Annotated in this window: 16 protein-coding genes and 2 pseudogenes; 4 read left to right on the top strand and 14 right to left on the bottom strand. The window is 35.0% G+C overall.

All coding sequences use genetic code 11. The features are described from left to right. Positions 1-4: 4 nt before the first annotated feature. Both AB1280_RS09115 and AB1280_RS09120 read right to left on the bottom strand, forming a co-directional pair. A complete protein-coding gene (locus AB1280_RS09115) occupies positions 5-793 on the bottom strand; it encodes an ABC transporter permease (protein WP_429755631.1) in 789 nt (262 codons plus the stop codon). After that, on the bottom strand, positions 768-1,796 hold the full coding sequence (locus tag AB1280_RS09120) for an ABC transporter ATP-binding protein (protein WP_429755632.1): 1,029 nt from the start codon (positions 1,794-1,796) through the stop codon (positions 768-770). Before AB1280_RS09120 ends, AB1280_RS09115 begins: the two co-directional genes overlap by 26 nt. 624 nt (positions 1,797-2,420) lie before the next feature. Between AB1280_RS09120 and AB1280_RS09125 the strand changes: the two genes are divergently transcribed. Continuing rightward, positions 2,421-3,788, top strand: coding sequence for an Nramp family divalent metal transporter (locus AB1280_RS09125; RefSeq protein ID WP_272189439.1), 1,368 nt, complete (start codon positions 2,421-2,423; stop codon positions 3,786-3,788). Positions 3,789-3,904: 116 nt separating this feature from the next. On the opposite strand, the gene AB1280_RS09130 is transcribed toward AB1280_RS09125, so the two are convergent. The 4 genes and pseudogenes from AB1280_RS09130 to AB1280_RS09145 form a co-directional block, all read right to left on the bottom strand. Continuing rightward, positions 3,905-4,183 (bottom strand): DUF1003 domain-containing protein, encoded by a 279-nt coding sequence (locus AB1280_RS09130; protein ID WP_429755633.1) that lies wholly within the window; start codon positions 4,181-4,183, stop codon positions 3,905-3,907. 293 nt (positions 4,184-4,476) lie between these two features. After that, positions 4,477-4,602, bottom strand: a complete 126-nt coding sequence (locus AB1280_RS09135; RefSeq protein WP_429755634.1) for a hypothetical protein — start codon at positions 4,600-4,602, stop codon at positions 4,477-4,479. A gap of 311 nt (positions 4,603-4,913) precedes the next feature. Then, positions 4,914-6,284 (bottom strand): annotated as a pseudogene (locus AB1280_RS09140) (GH25 family lysozyme); the annotation flags it as partial. Then, positions 6,273-7,577, bottom strand: a pseudogene (locus tag AB1280_RS09145) (GW domain-containing glycosaminoglycan-binding protein); the annotation flags it as partial. The pseudogenes AB1280_RS09140 and AB1280_RS09145, both read right to left, overlap by 12 nt. Positions 7,578-8,405: 828 nt before the next feature. Between AB1280_RS09145 and AB1280_RS09150 the strand changes: the two are divergent. Further along, complete coding sequence (locus AB1280_RS09150) at positions 8,406-8,984, top strand: metalloregulator ArsR/SmtB family transcription factor (protein ID WP_429755635.1); 579 nt, start codon at positions 8,406-8,408, stop codon at positions 8,982-8,984. A gap of 133 nt (positions 8,985-9,117) precedes the next feature. Beyond that, positions 9,118-10,323, top strand: coding sequence for an MFS transporter (locus tag AB1280_RS09155; RefSeq protein ID WP_429755636.1), 1,206 nt, complete (start codon positions 9,118-9,120; stop codon positions 10,321-10,323). A 96-nt stretch (positions 10,324-10,419) separates the two neighbouring features. Here AB1280_RS09155 and AB1280_RS09160 read toward each other — a convergent pair whose 3' ends face one another. From AB1280_RS09160 to AB1280_RS09170, 3 genes are all read right to left on the bottom strand, one after another. Next, a complete protein-coding gene (locus AB1280_RS09160) occupies positions 10,420-12,612 on the bottom strand; it encodes a transglycosylase domain-containing protein (protein ID WP_429755637.1) in 2,193 nt (730 codons plus the stop codon). A gap of 88 nt (positions 12,613-12,700) precedes the next feature. Beyond that, positions 12,701-12,925 (bottom strand): hypothetical protein, encoded by a 225-nt coding sequence (locus AB1280_RS09165; protein ID WP_251228677.1) that lies wholly within the window; start codon positions 12,923-12,925, stop codon positions 12,701-12,703. Positions 12,926-13,625: 700 nt separating this feature from the next. Further along, on the bottom strand, positions 13,626-13,865 hold the full coding sequence (locus tag AB1280_RS09170) for a P-II family nitrogen regulator (RefSeq protein WP_429755638.1): 240 nt from the start codon (positions 13,863-13,865) through the stop codon (positions 13,626-13,628). A 512-nt stretch (positions 13,866-14,377) separates the two neighbouring features. Here AB1280_RS09170 and AB1280_RS09175 point away from each other — a divergent pair. Continuing rightward, positions 14,378-15,097 carry an MIP/aquaporin family protein gene (locus AB1280_RS09175; protein ID WP_429755639.1) on the top strand — a complete coding sequence of 240 codons (720 nt, stop codon included), beginning with the start codon at positions 14,378-14,380 and terminating at the stop codon, positions 15,095-15,097. A 654-nt stretch (positions 15,098-15,751) separates the two neighbouring features. On the opposite strand, the gene AB1280_RS09180 is transcribed toward AB1280_RS09175, so the two are convergent. The 5 genes from AB1280_RS09180 to AB1280_RS09200 all read right to left on the bottom strand — a co-directional run bounded on the left by AB1280_RS09180 (position 15,752) and on the right by AB1280_RS09200 (position 22,393). Continuing rightward, on the bottom strand, positions 15,752-17,146 hold the full coding sequence (locus AB1280_RS09180) for a PepSY-associated TM helix domain-containing protein (RefSeq protein ID WP_429755640.1): 1,395 nt from the start codon (positions 17,144-17,146) through the stop codon (positions 15,752-15,754). A gap of 209 nt (positions 17,147-17,355) precedes the next feature. Then, complete coding sequence (locus AB1280_RS09185; RefSeq protein WP_429755641.1) at positions 17,356-19,221, bottom strand: FtsX-like permease family protein; 1,866 nt, start codon at positions 19,219-19,221, stop codon at positions 17,356-17,358. Positions 19,222-19,233: 12 nt separating this feature from the next. Then, positions 19,234-20,001: an ABC transporter ATP-binding protein gene (locus AB1280_RS09190; RefSeq protein WP_429755642.1), complete on the bottom strand. Its 768-nt coding sequence runs from the start codon at positions 19,999-20,001 to the stop codon at positions 19,234-19,236. A gap of 146 nt (positions 20,002-20,147) precedes the next feature. Then, positions 20,148-21,776 carry a YndJ family protein gene (locus AB1280_RS09195; RefSeq protein ID WP_429755643.1) on the bottom strand — a complete coding sequence of 543 codons (1,629 nt, stop codon included), beginning with the start codon at positions 21,774-21,776 and terminating at the stop codon, positions 20,148-20,150. Continuing rightward, positions 21,764-22,393, bottom strand: coding sequence for a DUF4166 domain-containing protein (locus tag AB1280_RS09200; protein ID WP_272189423.1), 630 nt, complete (start codon positions 22,391-22,393; stop codon positions 21,764-21,766). The genes AB1280_RS09195 and AB1280_RS09200 overlap by 13 nt, the downstream gene beginning before the upstream one ends.

The raw sequence follows: 22,393 nt of genomic DNA on the forward strand, positions 1-22,393 counted from the left end.
ACACTCACCCCCCAAATATTGTGATTTTTCGAATTGCTAAAGCCCATAAAACTCTGACGAGTACTGTAATAACAATTAACCAGATGAATTGTGTCGCAATTGCCATATAGGCCTGTGTACCTGATATTGAACCTGTATAAATAGAAACAGGTATATAGACCATAGACTGAAAAGGTAAAAACATACTAATTTCTTGAAACCATTGTGGATAAAGTGATAATGGGACGAGTGCACCGGAACAAAACTGAATAACAGACTCTCGCAACAGTCGAAGCCCCCATATATTCACAGTCCAAAAAGCTAATATACCAATAATAAGATCTAATTGAGTTCCAATTAAAATACCAAAAACTACACTTACCGTAAATAATAGAAAAGACTCTATTGATTGTGGTAGTTGAATCCCTACAAACCAGATGGCAAAAAGCAGCATAGGAAACGTTGTACGCATAGAATTAGAAATTTTTTGTCCTATATCCATCGCTACAAGTTTATCTAACAAATGATAGGGCTTCATAAGTTCCATTGCTATGTCACCTTGTTTAATCATTCTCGCTAAATTGCTCCCTACTCCAGATACGTATTGTTCCAATAATAAAGCAATAACCATATACGTTAGCATATTCATAAGTGAAAGTTCTCCAACAGTCTCTTTATTCTCATAAACAGCAGTCCAAAAATAATATAACGTACATAATTTAACGATAATTGCAAACGTACCTGCCCAATACCACGCCGCATAGGAAGTATCTAGCTTTATCTGCACTTTAAGCATTTCCCAATATTTTCTCAAGGGACTCCTCACCTCCGTGCTGATAAAGATCTTTAATAATCGTCTCCAATTTCGGATTTGAAATCGTTAAGTCTAGTATCTTGTTGTGCCTTGCCAGTTCTGACAGCACAAATTCCGATGAAACATTTTTTGTATGAAAACTTAGTTCTACATGAGATGTATTTTCTGCTTCACTCTTATGAATCACGATGTCATTTTGTAATGATACAGGAATCTCAAACATTGTGTGCTCTTCTAATTCTAAAGATAGAATGCGGTTATAAGAGAAACGATCTTTAAGTTCTTGTAAGTCGCCGTCATAAATAATAGTCCCTTTATCAATAATAATAATCCGCTCACAAAGCTCTTCTATATCCTGCATATCATGTGTAGTTAATACAACTGTTGCATCCAATTTCTTATTCATTTCTTTAATAAAACTACGTATTTTCGCCTTTACATCAATATCTAGACCAATTGTAGGCTCATCTAGGAACACAACAGAAGGTTGATGAAGAAAAGCAGCAGCCAACTCACAACGCATTTTTTGTCCGAGTGATAGCTGGCGAACAGGTAATAGCATTAAATCCCCAAGATCCAGTACATCTTCAAATAAATGCAACATTTCCTGATATTTTGTTTCTGGTATTTCATAAACATGTTTTAATAGTTCAAAAGACTCTCTCACCGGTATATCCCAAGCAAGTTGTGTACGTTGTCCAAAAACTGCTCCAATATTTTTGGCATTTTCCTGTCTGTTTTTGTATGGAATAATTCCATTTACTTTAATTTCACCAGTATCTGGAGTCAAAATTCCACACAGCATCTTAATAGTGGTTGACTTTCCAGCACCGTTGAATCCGATATACCCAACCATTTCCCCTTTTTCAACAGAAAAAGAAATCGGTTTTACCGCCTGTTTATCATAATGCTTACGTTTTATTAAAGCTTTTATTGCACCCATTAAACCTGGCTTCCGCTCTAAAATTTTATAGCTCTTCGTAACATTCTTTACTTCAATCATTTATAAATCTCCTACTTCCCCTTTTCCGAATATTAGCCGTTATACAACTGAAGTATTATAGCAATCAAATAAATTCCTTCATTCTTTTTACACCTGCCTCTCATAAAATATAGAAAAACTGTAGTTTACAAGCTAAAATCTCCAATCTACGAAAACGTTTGCATAAGTAGAAACTAGTATAATTTTACAGGAGCATTTAAATATTATCAACAAATTTAAGTCTATCCGTCATATTAATAATTCCAGTTCAAATTCTATTCAGAATCATGCGTCTTCTCATAATAAAGTGAAACTAACCATCAATACAGTTTTTTCTTCTTCTGATGTAAAGCCCACCCAATCGGGCTTTTATGGGAAAATGTTGTCTGCTAACAAGTACATATATTCCGTGGAAGAAATAAACATATTTATACTCACCTATTTTCTCTCTTTTGCATAAAATTTAATCACACATCATATTTTTAAACCAAACTAAAAAAGTTGGTCTAAGTAAAAATTTAAAGCGTAATGCCGTTTTTTTGTCCAAAGAAAAACAAACCATATTTTAGGTTTTAAAAATAAAAAATATTATATTATCTTTCTTTTCACTTTAAATAAACCAAATTAAACGGGAGAGGGTATGTTATGGATGAATTAGAAACAGCCAAAGTGCAAAATACGGTTGCTGTGTCACCCCAGGATGGCTGGCGGCAACAGAACAGCGATCCTAGTTTGCGAGAAGTGTACAAAAGTATGAGAATACCGAAGAAAGGAAATTCTCTACGAAAGCTTCTTGCATTTATGGGACCAGGTTATCTTGTTGCAGTAGGATACATGGATCCTGGAAACTGGGCTACATCACTGGCTGGAGGTTCTGCTTATAACTATACGTTACTATCTGTCATTTTGATTTCAAACTTTATGGCTATTATTTTGCAGGCACTATCAGCAAAGTTAGGGATTGTAACAGGACGAGACTTAGCGCAAGCATGTCGGGATCATTTCAGTAAACCAGTATCGTTTGTTTTATGGGTGTTATGTGAATTAGCTATTGCAGCTTGTGATTTAGCGGAGGTAATAGGTGCCGCAATCGCATTAAATCTTTTATTTCACATTCCCCTTGTATGGGGTGTATGCATTACTTCATTTGATATCTTACTAATCCTTTTATTGCAAAATAAAGGATTTCGCTATATTGAAGTGATTGTCATTAGTTTAATCGCAACAATTTCCGTTTGTTTTGGTGTAGAACTCTTTATGTCACAACCACAACTGAGTGAGATTGCAAAAGGCTTTATTCCAAGTAAAGAGATTATTCAAAACCCACAAATGCTGTTTATTGCACTTGGAATTTTAGGAGCTACGGTTATGCCGCATAATTTATATTTACATTCTTCTATCGTGCAAACGAGAAATTATGAAGATACACCTAAAGGAAAACGAGAAGCGATTAAGTTTTCAACGATTGACTCTACTATCGCATTAATGTTGGCTTTATTTGTTAATGCATCAATTTTAATATTAGCTGCGTCTGCTTTTTATAAAACAGGGCATACCGAAGTGGCGGAAATTCAAGAAGCGTATCAATTGTTAAATCCGATTCTTGGAAGTGGAATTGCGAGCGTATTATTCGCCGTTGCTTTATTAGCATCAGGACAAAATTCTACGCTAACAGGAACGTTAGCGGGGCAAATTGTAATGGAAGGGTTTTTAAATATTCGTTTACGACCATGGCTTCGCCGCTTAATTACACGTTTAATCGCAATTATACCTGCGGTCATTGTAACGTTACTATATGGAGAAAAAGGAACAACAGATCTTTTAGTATTAAGCCAAGTTATCCTATCTCTTCAACTTTCGTTTGCTGTTATTCCACTTGTTATGTTTACTAGTGACAAAAAGAAAATGGGTGAATTTACAAACTCACTTTGGACCAAAGGAATCGCTTGGTTTATCGCTATTGTTATCGCTATTTTAAATGCCTATCTACTCTTTACTACATTTTCAGGATAAAAATATTCTAAGCATAAACTGTATTAGCCCTATTAATCTAGACATAGAAAAAAACTCCTGTTTGACCAGGAGTTTTCTTCTTTTCTTCTTTTTAAAAGTTTTATATAAAAATCAATTTATTTTCCCTTCAATTGTTTCAATAAGTCTTTAATTTCCGTTAGTTCACTCTCTATATGATGCAGCCGACTTTGCATATCATCAATTTCTTGCTCTGCTTTATAATTAATCGCAAAGTCAATAACAGATTCATGTTTATCACGCGCAGCTTGACGATTTTGACTCATCATAATAACAGGAGCTTGAAATGCTGCTATAAAAGATAAGCATAAGTTCAATAAAATAAATGGTGGAGCATCAAAGTGTTCTCCTTTTGTAATAGACAAACTATTCCACATAATCCAGAAACCAAGAAAACATGCAAACCAAACGATGAATCGCCAGCTACCTCCAAACTGTGCAATTTTATCAGCTAGTCGGTCTGCCCACTTTGTTCGTTGTGTATATGCACTATCAAGTTGATGAAGGATTTCTGACTCGTAACGATCTACAAGTCGGTCAATACGTGTTAAGCTTTCATGGTTTAAATCAATATCAAAACCTTGAATTTTCGTAGCCTCTTTTTTTGTCCTTTAATTTGATTCCAGATTTTTTGTACCATTGTACAAACCTCCTCATTTTATAGAGGAAGTCATCTTTCCAAAATCCCAATAAAGCGGTAACTATTTTTACAAAGTAATCCGCTTCGAATATTCAGTTGTATGACTGCCTCTGATGTCGTTTCTATATCCGACTCTCCTATGCTCGGATTACTCATAAAATAGTTCCACCTCACCTTTTTTAAATTCCTTTCTTATTATATGTTAACTTCTCTCTTCTGACTATGCGTTTATTGTAAACTGTAATTTAATTATCTTACATTGTACATAAAGAAACTGTATTTAAACAACGGTTTATAAATATACACTAACTTATATATTTTCATCACACTGTGTATAAGTTTTCTTATTGTTTGTTAAAAAAATATTAGGAAATAAAAAAACAGACCCTTTTCTAAAAAAGGTCTGCTTTTCTATTAAGTTTTAACTTTTCTTCTCTTTGATTACACAAACTTGAAATCTGTTATGGTCTAAGTCCATCTAAGGAAGTAGTAACATTAATATCAACCGCTCCTTCTACTCCATTTACATTCCCGCTTTCTGTATATTGCCAAGCATTCCAGTTTTTCCAATCGCTTAATGTAGTTGGAGTAGTAGAGTTATATCTAGAAACCCAAAGAGGTACATCGCCAAGTCCGGATATGTTAAAGCCATTTACATACCATGGTCCCGTATAAATCATAACGCGTTTTCCTGTTTTCTGTTTTACGTAATCAATAAAAGTACGTGCCCAATTTGTCACATACGGCCCTGTTATATTACCTGTCGGACTAGATGGTGATTCCAGATCAAGGACAGGCATTAAATCCGTATGATATCGATTTAATACATCAACAAAATGTTTTGCTTCGACAATTGGGTCATTTTGTTCTGGACGAGCAAAGTGATAAGCTCCAACTAAAAGACCTGCTGCAGATGCATTTTGTACATATTGTGCATAGGTTGGATCTGTATATGAAACACCTTCAGTTGCTTTCATATAAGCAGCATTAATACCAGATTGCTTTACTTGATTCCAATCTATATTTCCTTCCCAATGTGAAACGTCAATAAATGTATAAGAAGGTTTCAGTGTTGTCGTTACTTTACTGTCTTCTGCACCTTGCATATATTCTACTTCGATCCAGTGAACATCCCTCAATCCATTTGCCGCATTTGGGTTATCTTGAATATTCATTCTTAATGCTTTTTCATTGTAACCATGATACCCCCATGCATCTACAACTTTTTTCCCATCAACATATACACGAATTCCATCGTCCGCTCCTGTATACAGAAGGTACTCACCAGCTTTCAAGCGCTTAGCTGTAACATAGCGTGCTGAGAAATGGGCTCCTGGTACACCTGTAGCCGGTGAACCTTCAAATCCATTATCATCTTGCAAGCCACCATTTGCTGCTTGTGAAAGAGTCTTCGCTGCAACTGGATATCCAGAAAGAGATTCATTCGGATAGTAATAGGCAAGCCAACTACCAAATGGTACTACATCTGAAAATACAGCTGCTTGTCCACCATCTTGATAATATTGCGTATGAATACTATGAGAACCTGCCGCTACATTTGGTAATAAAACACGATTCGTTTCACCAGCAGCTAATGACCAGCGATTAATGACTAAATTATTATCAAACGAAACCTTTACGCCATCATCTGCAAACGACTGAACAAAATAATCTCCTCCAGACAGTTGCTTATTCTGAACAAAATCACCTTGGAACTGTTGAGAAGGAAAACCAGCAGGCCCTCCATATCCCCAGTTATAATGAACTTCACCGTTTGGATCGAGTTGAGTATATGCAGTTTGCGAAGAGAGTATATTCGCATCAACCCAGCCTAAAATACGATCTCCTTGCTTAATTTTGTTCCAAGTGGTCGAACCTTTTGTAGCACTTTGGACAACTTGTACCATTTGAAATTTGTAATCATTTGTAGACGCTACGTATTTCGCTCCATATTCTCCATATGGTACAGTCCATATACCATCACCGTTTGTAGATGGCTTTATAACTACTGATCGATTTTCATCTTTAATATTAGTTAAATCTGTAAGCGACTTTCCAGCATCCAACCATCCTATTATCTTACCGTTCTTTGCTACTTGATTCCAATTAACGTTTCCGATTGTTGCAGTTTTCACAACTTGAAGCGTTTGATAAGCATAATCATTTGTACTTTGTACATATTGTGCACCAGCAACGCCGTACGGTACTGTCCATATGCCATTGCCATTCGTACTTCCGATAACAACCGAAAAGTTTGCTGGCTTTACTATCCCTGCATTGTCTAATGCATAACTACTAATCCAGCCAATAACTTGGCCATTTAGACTAAACTTATACCATTGTGTCCCTTGGTATGTAGCACTCTCGATTAACTGTAAATCTCGAAAAGTATATTGATTAGTCGATCCCATATAACTTGCACCTGGAAGGCCATATGGCATGCTCCAAATACCATTGTCATTTGTCGATCCCATAACAGCCGCCTGGTTTATAGCTTGTATATTTGTCAAACCACTTAACACACGACCATCGAGCCAACCAATGACTTGATTATTCATGCTAAATTGATACCATGTGACATTTCCAATCGTTAATTTTTGAAGCAGCTTTATGTCTTTTCCTACATAATTATTAGTGGAACCGACATAACTCGCGCCACTTACACCATATGGACTAGACCAAACTCCATTCCCTGCTGTATAGACGATTAACTGATTCTGATTGACATTCGTTGCAACATTTAGGACTTTACTATCAAGGTATCCTCCATCTTTTCCATCTACCTGTACATGATACCAAAGCGTATCCCCAACCTGCACACTACCAACAACATGAACCATCATACCACTATACTTAGTAACGTCTCCAAGGTAACTACCACCTTGTAAGCCATATGGTACGGACCATATGCCATTACCATTCATGTTAGCTTTCATCAAGCCATCAAAATTTACCACTTGTTCATTTGTAACTGTACTAGCTGCTAAAGCAATGTTTGCATTTCCAACAAGTACTGTCTGGGTACCACAAACCGTAACCGCGGTACATACAGATAGCCAAAACTTTTTCACTTCTAGACACCCTCTCCTTAAATTGTAATAATCTTGTAGCTGGAAGAGGTCTATTTTCATGTAATCTTTTAATATATATTTTAATAAATAAGATCCCTAACATTTTTGTCCCTCTCTACTACCCTTACATATTACTATTTTTATAGAATTTTTCATATAGTTTTTTCGACAAATTCCCCTGTTTTTTAACATACATACCCTTAAATAACCTTTTTATTTTTGTTTATTCCTATTTAACAAAAATAAACGGCGCCTTCTATTACATAGCAATTTACTATTTCAATATAATTTTTTGATTGTTTTTGTTTATATTTTTAAAATAGTATTATTTTTCCATTTTCATATATTATTTACTTACACTTCCTTTAGAGAATATTAATGGATTTTATCCTGCTATTTATAGATTGTAGCCCTCAAGACTTTTAGAAGACAACTACTAAAAATCTCTAAAATCACTAATAAATTTGCTAATAAGAAAATCTACCACATATTTATATTTTAACATCTTTATATTCAATTTCAATACAAAGTAATGTGTTTTTTATTGAAACTGAAATAGATTCAACATGAGTACATGAAACCAAGTATTACAATTATTCTCTCCTCCCCTTATATAACATTCGAATCTATTCATCACTTTGTGGGGGTAGTTTTTTAAAATCCATTCAATAAATTCAGAAAAACTTCGAAATATATTGCAAAAACATCTATATAATACACTCCTTTTGTACCTCTTCGCTTCTTACTATCCAGTTGTCCTCACGTAAAACAGAGTAGAAAAATAAGTTTGACTACCTCTATACACATTTTCATCATTTTATTACTTGAATAACAAATCTAATTAGATTATAATCTAATTAGATAAAAATTAAAGCAGGTGATTTCTAAATGCAATTAAACAAAATTGTTGCGTTTCATAAATCGTTAGGTGATCTTACACGTGTTCGTATTATTGCCTTGCTCCAGCAAGGTCATTTGAGCGGACAAGAGATTGCCGGAAAGTTAGGACTTAAACCCCCAACAATTACCCACCATATGACAAAACTCCGAGAAGTTGGACTGATAAAAGAACGTCGTGATAAAAATACGATTTATTTTTCTCTTAATACAAAAATATTGGAGATGAATGCTAAGGCTATTTTTACTGTAGGAACAGGAGGCGATTCAAATATGGAAATGTCGGTTACTGAAAAAGAGCGGTCAGCTATTATCAATAATTTCTTCACAAAAGATGGAAAACTAAAAACCTATCCTGCACAGCGAAAGAAAAAACTTGTGATACTTGCACATATGGTTAAAGGATTAGAATTCGGAAAAGTTTACCCAGAAAAGGAAATCAATGAATATTTAAAGCAATTTCATGAAGATTACGCAACATTAAGACGCGAACTCATTATGTGCCAATATATGTACCGAGAAAATAATCAATATGAGTTAAACCCCGTTGAGTTATGGTGGTTAAAATAAAACAAAACTTACCTCATTGGAAGCTTACTTCCTGTTAATACGGGATAAAGGGCGTTACTTCACGCCCTTATTTTTTTAACTATCTAATTAGATAATTATCAAATTAGGTAGTTATAAAACAAGGAGGATGGCTATGAATATTTCCTTTGTAAATGAAGAAAAACAATATCAGAAGTTATTTTTAGCTGGTATTGTGAATGGTATTGGGGATCGTTTTAGTTCCGTAGCTGTGCTAGCGATGCTACTACATGTAACCGGTTCAGGATTCGCTGTAGGAATGACTTTAGCAATCCGTCTCATACCCTCTTTAATTTTTGGACCAATTGGCGGAATGTTAGCTGATCAATTTTCAAGAAAAACAATATTAGTTATAACAGACCTTATAAGAATTCCATTTGCCTTATCCTTTCTATTTGTTCAAAGTAAAGAAGATATTTGGATCGTTTATTTTAGTTCATTTATTTTGGCAGCAGGAGAAGCTATATATGGACCTGCAAGAAAATCAACAATACCGCAACTTGTTAATAAAAAACATCTTATAAAAGTAAATAGTTTGGAACAAGTAATGATAGGGATTGTTTTAACCATTGGAGCACTTTCAGGCGGAATAGTTTCGTCTATTTTCGGACCTAATGTGACTTATTGGTTAAATGCAGGATCATTTTTAGGGGCTGCTGCTATCAACTATACGATTAGGTTTCCAGGAAATGAAGATGTAAAAAAAGTAGGGAAGTCCGAAAATCTACTCTTTACCTTTAAAAAGGTAATCTTGATTTCTATTACGGTGCAAATTCTTTTTTTCTGTGAAATATTAATAGCTTCAATAAATGGAATTGATAATGTTTTAATTAGTGTCTATGCGATTAACGAGTTCCATCTTGGGGATGTTGGTGTAGGTCTTTTTTATGCCGCATTAGGTATTGGCTTAATATTAAGCTTTTCTGTTGCAAATCAACTACGAAAAAATTTCCTTGTTACAGGTTTAGTATGTTTATTGCTTGAGGGAATATTTCAACTGTTATTAAGTCAAACACATTTAATAGTTTTTGCATTTCTTATGTTTTGCGGGATCGCATTTATGTCCGGGATTGGTAATGCATGTTTTGATACCATTCTTATGAAGAAAATTCCTGAACAACACCAAGGAACCATGTTTGGACTATTAGCAACAATCATAAATACCGTATTGGGAATATCTATGTTTATTTCTGGATTGGCGCTCCAATACCTTACGCCACGTGCCTTAGGTTTGACTGGAGGTATCGCCTATATCCTTATTGCCATTTCCCTAATTGTAACTATTTCAACGAAAGCATATCGAAAAAGAGGTACCATTTGAGAGGTACCTCTTTTCTTATGAAGACTTTTTCCTACATCTTCAATTAACTAAAACTATTACAAGTTATAACTAAGTTACACCTTGTTTGTGCACATTTTAGTCATGCTTATGTTTATGTTTATCTTTTTTATCTTTATCTTTTTTATCTTTATCTTTTTTATCTTTATCTCCACCATGATGTGAGTCTTCATTATCATTCCCTTTACTATCATCCTGTTCCGGTTTTTGAGTTTCCGGTAAAACAACTGTGGATAGGACTGCTGCTGGTGGAACAGTGTCCGGACTAACCCCCTTAATGTATAACTCATTATTCATTGGATATACGCTACTCGGCTGTTGGAATCTGGATGTGTCTGTTCCAAACGCTTGAATCATTGCTTTAAAAATAAGGTGTGAAATTTTTGTTGTATCTCCAAGTATATAATTGTCTGGGCCATTCTTCGCATAGCCAGTCCAAACAACCATTGTGTATTGTGATGTATAACCGGCAAACCAACTATCATTTGTCGCTTTAGATGGATAGTCGAACTGACTGAGTGTCTTTTCGTCAAAGTTTGTTGTTCCCGTTTTCCCTGCAATATCAAGACCCGCTACATTAGCCGCTGTACCTGTTCCGTTAGAGGCATTCACTACACCACGAAGCATATCGGTAATCATATAAGCCGTATAGTCATGCATAACTCGTTTACCTTTCGACTTAAAGCTTATTTCTTTGCCACCTGAGAAAACAACTTTTGTAACAAAATGCGGTTTTGTATACACACCATCGTTTGCAAATGCACCATATGCTCCTGCCATCTCAAGAGGAGATACAAGATTACTTCCAATTGCGTAAGACTCATAAACCTGATTATCTGGAAACGCAATCCCAAGTGATTGCGCAAACTCTCTTGCTTTATTCAAACCAACTTCCTGTAATGTTTTCAAGGCTGGAATATTACGTGACTCTACTAAAGCATTTCGCATAGACATAAAACCTTTATAATCTGTATACACGTTTCGTATAGGTTTTCCATTTGAGTAATGATACGGTTCGTCTACAAGTTGGTGGTACGTTGACCATTTTAAATTTTCAATCGCCGGACCATAATCAAAGATTGGTTTAAACGTCGAACCTGGTTGACGGTTTATATCAATAGCGAAATTATTTCCTCGGAATGTTGCTTTGTATTCATTGCGGCCACTTCCAATCGCACGTACTTCACCCGTTTTCGAATCCATAAACGTGAAAGCTGCCTGGAAACGGTCATTCGGATAACTCACAATGTCTTGCGTATTCATGATTTTATCGGCATACTGCTGTGCCTTCGGATCGAGTGTCATATAAATTTGAAGACCATCCGTACCGATATTGATATCTTTCAACTTGTCTTCAACTTCTTTTGTTGCAGCATCTAAAAACGCTTCGTAAGGCATAGCTTCTTGATTAATTTTTGAAACAATCCCATTCGCTACTGGAGCTTTCATCGCATCCTGCATTTGTTGCTTCGTGATATATCCTTGTTTATGCATAGAAATTAAGACCAGGTTACGGCGCTTTGTCGCTGCTTCTTCGTTTTCCGGTTTGGACGGATCGTAGTTATTTGGACTTTGCGGTAGTCCTGCCAACATAGCAGCCTGCGGAAGGGTCAATTTTTTCAAATCATTCGCTTCAATACCGTAGTAATTTTTGGCTGCAGTAGCAACGCCGTAAGAGCGGTTTCCAAAATTAATTTTGTTCAAGTATATTGTCAAAATATCATATTTGGAATATTTTTTCTCCAACTTATACGCCAAGTACCATTCCTGTATTTTTCGTTTTAACGTTTTTTGAGGAGACAAAAATGAGTTTTTAATAACTTGCTGTGTAATGGTACTTCCACCCTGAGATCCGAAGTCCCCAGTCAAGTTTTCGAAAATTGCTTTACCCGTTCGTTTTACATCTATACCATGGTGTTCATAGAAATGAGCATCTTCAGTAGCAATAAATGCTTGTTCCAACACTTCTGGAACTTGATCATACGTGATTTTTGTTCGTTTTTCCTTTCCATATTCATAGATAAAATTTCCATCTTTATCATAAAACTTCGTGGATAGCGGGTCCTCCAATTTTGAGGCCTCTATTTTGGGAGCGTCCTTAATCATATAATAGAAAATAACGACTCCTGTCCCTACTAAACTGATGCCAATCAGTAAACAGACAAGTAAGACTTTTTTCAACAATGATCCTTTTTCGGAGGACTTTCCACTCCCTTTTTGTTTTTTCTTTATCTGTTTTCGTTCTTCACGAGAACGATACATTTCTGACATTATTCTTCTCACCTACGTTTGTTTAGTTTACTTATGAAAGTTGAAGACCATGTTAATTGTTAGCTTACTACCTACTAAATTATGAATACTATATTTGACCTAGTACTTTCTCATCTATAACACGTACATAACGTACTAAATAAGAATTTATGATATAATCTCCTTCATCACTTTTCGCAACAAAAAACTTGTCATGTTTCACCTTTTCTAAGACTTCTTGTATAACCTCTTCCTTTTTAACACCTAATCCTTTAATTATTTTTTCTTTTTTAATATCATTATCCAAAGTATAGCAAACAGTAAATTCCTTCAAATTGAATCTCCCTTTCTAGTACGTTTTCCAGTGTTTTAAATTGAATTTCTATTTATTCAGACAGTATAGGTGTAGAATTTATATACTACATACGCACCTAGGTATCACTCAGTTTTGTCTTTCATAGATTTCATAAGCGAAATAAACGTCCATATCGATAAAGTGAAACTTCTATCAGTGATTTCACCTATCTTTCTCGCTTCTCTCTAAATCTTGAGGAGGAGACCTTACTGCACCAAAATAGCAGAACAAAATTAAGGATAGTATTACATACCCATCTATGTTGTCTATATATGTTTATACATAGTAAAAATAAGACCTAAAAAGATAATATGAACCATTCGCAGGAATTCTAATTGTTCTCACTCCTATATGGCTTCTATCTATATTTATTTCGCAGGAAACCTTATTTTTAAGGGGGTCAAAAAAGTTTTTTTAGAAAACAATTTCATCCTCGAGACCAATTCCATCCAAAAATAGGAATCATTAGTTTTTGAAGTTTTATAGGAAAAGCTAAAGCGGTTGCGAAAGTAGAGAATATGATTGTTTGCGAAGTAGAAATTCCTTTTGTCTAACTAATAAAACAGCATCCACATACAGGATGCTGTTTGAATTTATATAACTCCATTTTAATTTTTCGACATATAAGTCGCTGCTATGTTATTCATAAAAAGCTCTTTTTTCTTGATCCATCTCATCCTCATAAGCTCATGGCTCTGGAATCGCCACCATCTTCACCTGTTTGGACAGAAGCAATAATAGCCTTTATCGTCCTTTCCACCATATAGTCTGAGAGAACGATTTTAAGTTTTATTTTCGGATGAAGAGTAACTTTATAATTCCTCCCACGATACATCACTGATCCAATGTTTCCCAACCCCTTAACCGTATCCGTTAACCTTTCAGGTCTTATAATAGCAATAGCTTCAATCTGCTTCATCCAGCACCCTCCTATACGAGGTTTTCTAACATCGATTGAAATGAATTATAACAACAAACAAAAAGATGCCAATCCATTGTTAGAATATTTTTTAATATTCTAATTGAGCGGAAAGAAAAATAAACCTTGAGAAAAAAATGCATTTAATTGAAGAAAGTCAAGTTGCTAATCCTAAAGTTATACAACTCACGAAACACCAAAATCCATATATAGTAAATATATTGCCATTTTTACCAAAACAGATTATTCATAGAGATACACATCTATCTAATTTAGTTTTGCTGGGAATTGATTTGCAGGATTTTTAGACTTTGAAATTGATGGAATAAACATAAGAATTTTTGATATTTGTTATTTTCTAACGAGCATATCGAGTGAACTATTCACTAATGAAAAGTAAAAAAACAATGTTTTAGCTTAATTAAACTATTTATTGAAAGTTACAATAATCTCCTGCGTTTTTAAGCAAACTATATTTAGTATTTAATTTACATATCTAGAAAGGAGATACTATGACAGCATACATCGCAGAAGTATTTGCCACCACTTTACTTGTCATATTAGGAAACGGCGTGGTTGCAAATGTTCATTTAAAAGGAGCAAAAGGTCACAAAACAGGTTGGATGGTAATAGCTACTGGCTGGGGGTTTGCAGTTGGAATCCCTGCTGTTATCTTCGGTGGTATTAGTGGGAATCATATTAATCCTGCCTTTACCATTGGTTTGGCGCTGAACGGCAAATTCCCATGGGAAAAAGTTGTTCCCTACATTACAGCACAACTCATCGGTTCATTTATTGGCGCTGTCATTGTGTGGATAATGTATAAACCTTTTATGGATGATACAGAAGATACTATAGAAGTGCTAGGTTGCTTCGGTTCCGTCCCGTCTTACAAAAAGACATATTTTAACGCATTCATAACGGAATTCATTGGTACGTTCATCTTAATTTTTTGTGCATTAGGGATCGTACATTCTCCGCTTATGGGAAAGGAACATCTAACAGCCCATGTAGTTATCGGCTTTTTAGTATGGGGACTCGTTCTTTCAGTAGGAGGTCCAACTGGCCCTGCTCTAAATCCCGCCCGTGACATTATGCCTCGTCTGGCTCACACACTTTTGCCAATTAAGGGAAAAGGAAGCTCACACTGGCACTATGCATGGGTACCTGTTATCGCTCCAATTGTCGCCTCTATTGTAGCCGTATACACCTACTTTCATCTATTTAAATAAAATGAAAATTCCGTCAGTGGGGTTTTCTTCACCCCCCACTGACAGTTAGTTGAACCAATCGGGCTTTTACGGGCAGTTATCCCTCACCTATCTTCTTTGCTCTCTCTAAATCTTGAGGTGTGGGTCTTACTGCCCGTTAATGCGGGATAAACAAAACGAAAAAACGTAAGAAATATAAAACAGAAAATTACGGAAATATCATTCAAAACATTCTGTTCAATATACGCTAGCAGGAACAATAATAATCAAATGACGTTTTAAAATAAATTAAATTTTCCAACAGTGAGGGTTTTTCATCCTCCACTGTTGGTTGGTTAAAGCAATCAGGCTTTTACAGACAGTTATCCCCCACCTATCTTCTTCACTTTTCTCTGAATCTTGAGTTTGGAATCTTACTGTCAATTATTGCGAGATAAATATTAAAACTTTTGTGAATACAATTGTGCTTTCTTATTTCTCTTAAAATGATCCACTATTTTCAGTACTCTACTTGTTGGTATGACAGGGCGGCGTATCTGTAACTTTTGTTTCATATGTTTTATAATAGTCTATATATAGATATATACCTATTATTAATAAAACACTCCCTACTATGTATACAAAGTTTTTCTTTTTCATATAATTCCCCTTACTTTATCATAAATGTAACCTACATTAACCAAACCATTTTTTCAAAGTTGGCACTCTCTTTATTACCAGCCAATCAAGCGCCAAAGCCACAAGCAACGAAATACCTACTAGCGGGAACAAAATCCCTAGCATGATAATTAGTATTACTGCTCCTTTCATTAATTTAAAGTTCTTTGGTAAAGAAGGTGCACCTAACGTACTAGATGGCTTGCGTTTCCACCACATCATGCAGCCTGTTACAGCAATTCCGATTAATACAAGACAAATTACAAGATCCAATAGTTGATTAACTAATCCGAAATAACGCCCTTCATGCAGCGCAATCCCTATAGAAATTGCCTTAGCTAATATTCCATAATCTGCAAATTGCAAATTCGCTAACACATTTCCGCTGTACTGATCAATATGCAGCGTTGCTTCCCCTTTTGGATTATCAGGTTTAACGGATAATGTGTACACACCTTTTTCTCCTTTAGGGAATGTAATTACGTATCCATCTTCTAAATGGTTTTTTTCTGCTATTTCCATAATGTCTGCCACCATAAGAGTAGCTGTTTTATTCTCCTTAGATTCTGGAACTGGTAACTTTTCTGCTGCCCAAGGAACATCCGCTACCGCTTTAGATGGAACAGTAGACTGCGGCAATTTACCATCCCATAGTCCTGTCGGGTATCCTGTTTTTGTAGCCGTTGCGATTTTATTAATATAATCTCCCCATAATCCAGACCAAGGAAGCCCTGTCAGTATAAATAGAGAAATGAACAGTGAAAACCAAAACGCCGGAACAGAGTGTAAATCCCTTAGCATGATCCTCTTTCCTTTAGAAACCCTTGGAATCAATGTACCAAAAATTGATTTTTTATTGCGCGGCCACCATAAATATAGACCGGTAATCAACAAAATCATGGCCCAGCAAGCAGCCATTTCTACAATCCGATCTCCTGCCTTGCCAATCATTAGCTCGCCATGCATCCGCTCCACTTGGCTCATAAATTTCTCTTCTTTCTTTAAATCGCCTAAAATCTTTCCATTATGTGGGTTTACGAATACCGTCATTAGAACTTCCTTATCTACGATTCCTACTTCTGCTGAACGATTTGACGCAAAAGATGGCTTGTACTTTGTAATAGAAGCACCAGGATACGCTTTTTTGACTGCTTCTATTTGCTCTTCAGCAGTCAACTTTTCTTTTGTAGCCTGTACATAGTAATAATCCTTGTATATAACATTTTCAATTTGCGGTTTAAATAAATAGATTATACCTGTGATTGCTAATAAGATTACAAAAGGTGCAAAAATAAGACCAGCATAAAAATGCCAGCGCCATACAGCTCGATATAAAAATTGTGCTTTTGAACTGTCTACCTGAGCCTCATGTCCTCTAGTAGAATGATTTACTGTTTGTTGTTTTGCAAACATATTTCATTTTCCTCCTAAATGATACTTATCCTTCCTATCTTTATAGAAACTTATAAAACTATAATTTTAATTTTTAATATATCGGATATATGTGAACATTTTGTGAGGAATTTTCAAACTTATTTGTAATTCTTTTATGAAACTTCCTTTATATATTTTATTATTTACAAAAAACGATTGCTTTTTTCAAGCAATCGTCTATCCCTTTACTATCCTTTTGGCAGTACCATACCTTTATATAATTGTACTGTTATCCAGTAATATGCAAGATAAATGAAGACAAACAAACTAATTGGCATCCAAATTTTCACATACGGATCAAGTAAAATGAATGAAAATAGATTCATGCCAACTAATACATGAGCAATTCCTACAATCCCAGGAAATAAGAAGATGAAGAATACTTCTTTATAGATACTGCGAGAAAGCACTCCTTTTCGAACACCAATTTTTCGAAGCATAGCATAGCGGCGTTTATCTCTAGATGCTCCTGTTAAAATTTTAAACATAAGTGAACTAGCCATCATCGCAAGAAAAGAAGCGCCTAGGAAAAAACCCATAAACATTGTGCCACTCATAAAAGTATACATAAACTGGTACGTTGTCATTTTCGTTTGCATCGGTACTTCTTCACCAACATGTTTTTCAGCGGCTTCTTTTTGGCGTTGATCAATTTTCGTAAGAAACGATTTATATTTTTGCAGATCATCAACACGAACTAAAAGGAGTAAATGTGTTGTCCCTTGTACTTTTTCATAATTTTCTTTGTCAGCAATGCGGAGCGGCTTTCCTTCAAATTGATTGTAACTAATTTGAAATTCACGAACGAGCGCCTCCTCCCATTGCTGAGGCATGCTTGGATATTTCCTTGTTGATGGATTCTCAAGCGATGTATATATAGATTCAGGTAGTGTCTCACTTACGCGGACACGAATTGGCTCTTTACCTTTTTTCGCACTTTTGTGCTCTGAAATAAGCGGTGGATGATCAAGTAAATCGTCACGTAAAAAGTATACCGCTTCTTCAGTTTCTTTATAAGCATACTTCTTTTCTTCTAAAATGTTCATTTGCTTTAATTCTTTTATTTCTTCAGCATTGGGATCATGAATCGTCGCATCATACACTCGCGAAAATTCCGTTGTCATCCCAACATTTTTTTGAAATGCCATCCCAGCTGTCATCGCACCAGCACCTAGTGCAATCAACATAGAAACTGTTCCTAGCACTCTTGATAAACTATTAATTCGAAAACGTAGCTGTGCAAGCGTAAAACTATTAAGTCCTGCTTCGTTTCTTTTTTTATTTCTTTTTAACATCGTAACAAATAAAGGAAATAATGAACCAAATATAAAATAAGTTCCAATTGTTGTACAAAATGTTGCAACTATAAGTCCCAGTTTCTGCAAGTCATTCACATGAATGATTGCGTAATATCCAATACCTAACATCAAAATTCCGAGCACCGTAAAAACCGTAATACGAAGTTTACTTTTTTCAACCTCATCTTGCGTTTCATCTTCTCGTATAAGCTCTAATTCTGTTTTGCGCAGAAGACGAAAGCTATTAATTATCCCTGTCACTACAAAAAGAACAAAGAAAAAAAGGAACGTTGCAATTAAAGCAGGAAAATAAAATACCTCATATCCCTTCGCTGATACATCCATACTTTTTATAAGAGTCTTTCCTACTGCACTGGCTAATCCAATCCCTACCGCATTTCCAATCATTAAAGCAACTATTCCAAGCCCTAATGTTTCGATAAATAGCAACTGTGCAACCTTCTTCTTTTTTGCCCCAAGCATCATATACATACCTAATTCTTTTCGGCGCAATGTAAGCAAAAATGAATTTGCATAAAGAATGTAAAATAAGGTAATAAACGAAAGTAACACAGAACCAATCCCGAAGACAATACGAATGCTGTTAATGATACTATTTTCTTTCGTAAATTCAGTATTTAAGGCCATCGTTTGAAACATATAAAAAATACTTATACTAACGATAAGACCAATTAACAAAACAAGATAATCTTTCATCATCTTTCGTATACTATGTACAGATAATTTCAGTAACATGTCCCCACCTCCTTATATCGCTTCCTTAGAAGAACTCATTTTTCCTAGCACATTTAAAATATCTTGATAAAATGCTTCTCTACTTCCATTGCGGTGAATTTCCTCATAGAGCAATCCGTCTTGGATAAATAATATTCGTTCGCAATAACTAGCACTAAATGCATCATGCGTTACCATCATAATGCTAACTTGATGATTTTCATGTAAATCACGCATCGCTTCTAATAAACTTTTCGCATTTTTACTATCAAGCGCTCCTGTTGGTTCATCTGCAAGAATAATAGCTGGATTATGTACGAGTGCACGAGCTGCTGCCGTACGCTGCTTTTGACCACCAGAAACTGTAGTTGGATATTTGTCTAAAATTGCTTCTATCCCAAGTTTTATCGCTACCTCTTGTACTTTTCCATCAATATCTTTTGAAGGCACTCCTTGCAGTGACAACGGCAACACAATATTTTCATAAATTGAAAGGTTTTCAAGAAGATTAAAATCTTGAAAAATAAACCCTAGCTTTTGCGCTCTAAAATCAGATAATGCATTTCCTTTCATATTTGTTATGTCTGTTCCAGCAATTTTCACGGTACCACTAGTCGCTTGATCAAGTGTCGAAATTACATTCAACAACGTCGTTTTCCCTGATCCCGATGGACCCATTATTCCAACAAACTCACCTTCTTTTACCGATAACGTTATTCCTTTTAATACCCTTGAATGGTTTTCTTTTTTCTTTCCATATATTTTTTCTACTTGATTTACTTCTACTACATCATTTTTCATCACTTCATCCCCTATCTCTTAGTATCTATTAGTATCTTCCCAGAAATTTTTTAAGTTTCTTGTAGGTAAATTCTTAAGAATTCTTAAGATTTACGATATAAATACGAAAAAAAATGAACTTGGTATCATACCAAACTCATTTTTCGTTAAGCAATATTCTCTTTTTGTTCTATCTCGTAATCAATCTCGAGAAACTTCACACCAAACAGCCACATTTGATGATGTGCTGTTAACGTTGTTGTAGCCTTCTCTCTTATCGTAAACGTTTCTGCGAGTGGCAAGCGAATGGTAAAGAAGCGGTTATGTAAATATATCCCCTCATCCCCTCTTGCACTATTCCTTAATCGACTCGTAATGATAAGATTGTTTTTATCATTACGAAATTTTAATATCCCCGTCATATTTGCATACGGTAATGGCAATGCAATATTCATGTATGTTTCCTCGTTATATTCATGCTGAGAATAGAGCGCGACAAAGATTGTTTCATTTTGTTCATTTTTCCGAACCCACGCTCTAACATCATTTCTACCATCTTTTTCATCTTTTATAGCAACAATTTCCCCATACATCCTCTCTAAGCGATTTCCCATCCCTAAATGAATTTGTTGTACACGCCGACTTATTTTTTCATATAGAAAAGCAAATGGCAAAAACCAACGTGACCAGTGAATAGTTGCTTTTAACTCATATTCTTTCGTGTTCTCATAAAAATCAATAATAAGCGGTGATACATTCTTTGTATTAAACTGTTTACTGTCAAAATCTATCACTTTATTTATAAGGCCTGTATATTCCTTCTCCTCTATTAAACTATTTTCTAATAAAATATTTTCTCCAATTTTCATCTTACCTTTTATACGACTCACCGGTTTTCCATAACGAATATATATAGGTGCAGCTTTTTCAATCATCCAGCCAATACAACCAGGTAATGCTACGCCCAATCCATTCACAACGCCATGAATCCAAACCATTTGCGCAATTGTAATCGTCATGACTTGCTTAAAGTTGCCATATGAATAGAAAATCGAAAAAAGAATAGTTACCATAAGTGTACTAGAAGAGATGATAAGAAGAATCTTTGCACTCTTTGAAGTAAACTTTGTTTTCCATACAAAAATCCCGTACATATAAAGGGAAATAAGATAAAGTAACACTGCAAAAAATTCAAACGTTCTTGAATATGTAATCCCAATTGCAACTGTCATTGGTGAAATAATCATAATGAACATAGCGACTGTATACAACTTACTTTTCTCTTGTTGTTTTCTTCCTAATAAACCTGCAAACAAAGGAAGTAAAAAAGCAGAGTAATGAAAATGAGCCGCTGTGAGTAAAACAATATCTGAACTAAACTGCATAATTGGTATATTTGCTACAGAGGCAAAGAACCAAAATCCACCTAAAAATAAATATATAAATCCACTATCAATTGCAGTTTCTTCTAACGGTTTCCATCCTCTTTCTAACAATCGGGATACTCCAAACAGTGCGACAATACCGGTATATAAAAACCAAATTATTGCAAATAGAAAATAGTCTGTTACAAAAGCAAGCATTGCACTTATTGCTGCAACCGGATAAAAAAATGCTGCGAGCTTATAACAAAACAGTTCGTCTCCATTTCTTTTTTTCTTATCTACAATAGAAAACGCTATTGGGATAAATAAAAGAATAGACAATAATATAATCGATTCAACAGGGTGTAATTTTGGCCATTCTAATATAAGAAAAATGACATAGCACATGCAGCCAATCATTATATTTCGCATAGATTTGTATCCCTTTCTGTAAACGTCCCCTTATAGGAGAAAAGTGGTCCTAATAATGAATTTTGTACTTGTACATGTATCCGATAACACTCTAATTCATCATCATAGCTTTCTACAATCTTTGCCTGCCCATATAAAAACTTTGGCAATGGAATCTTCATTCCGTATAAGTAGAACCATTGTTTTTTAGATGAAATATGCATTGCTCCTTTTGAATCAACATGAAACGCAAGCGTCGATACAAGCAAATGCGGTTCACCAAAATAATCGACAATTTCATTTTGTTTATCATTCAAATACATGACAGCATGAAAATAACGCTTTTTTTCACCGAACAAAAACATCCGATTCCATCTTATAAATGTCTTTCCTTCCCTGTCTTTCTCTGCTTTATTTTGGATAATAAACGGTACTCCTGTCCCTCTTTCTGAAAAGAACATCCGGAATTTTGCTGCTACTTTTAAAAACATTCTTACAGCAGCAGAACCTTCTGTAATTTCATCCATTTTCCCTTCTCCTGTAAAACCAAGTTCCTCTGTAATCGCATACCGTTTTTGTAATTTTGGATGTAACCGATGATAGGATTCTCCTAATAATGTTTCATAAATGGAAGACAA

The organism is Bacillus sp. S10(2024), from assembly GCF_050473865.1.
Taxonomy (GTDB): Bacteria; Bacillota; Bacilli; order Bacillales; family Bacillaceae_G; genus Bacillus_A.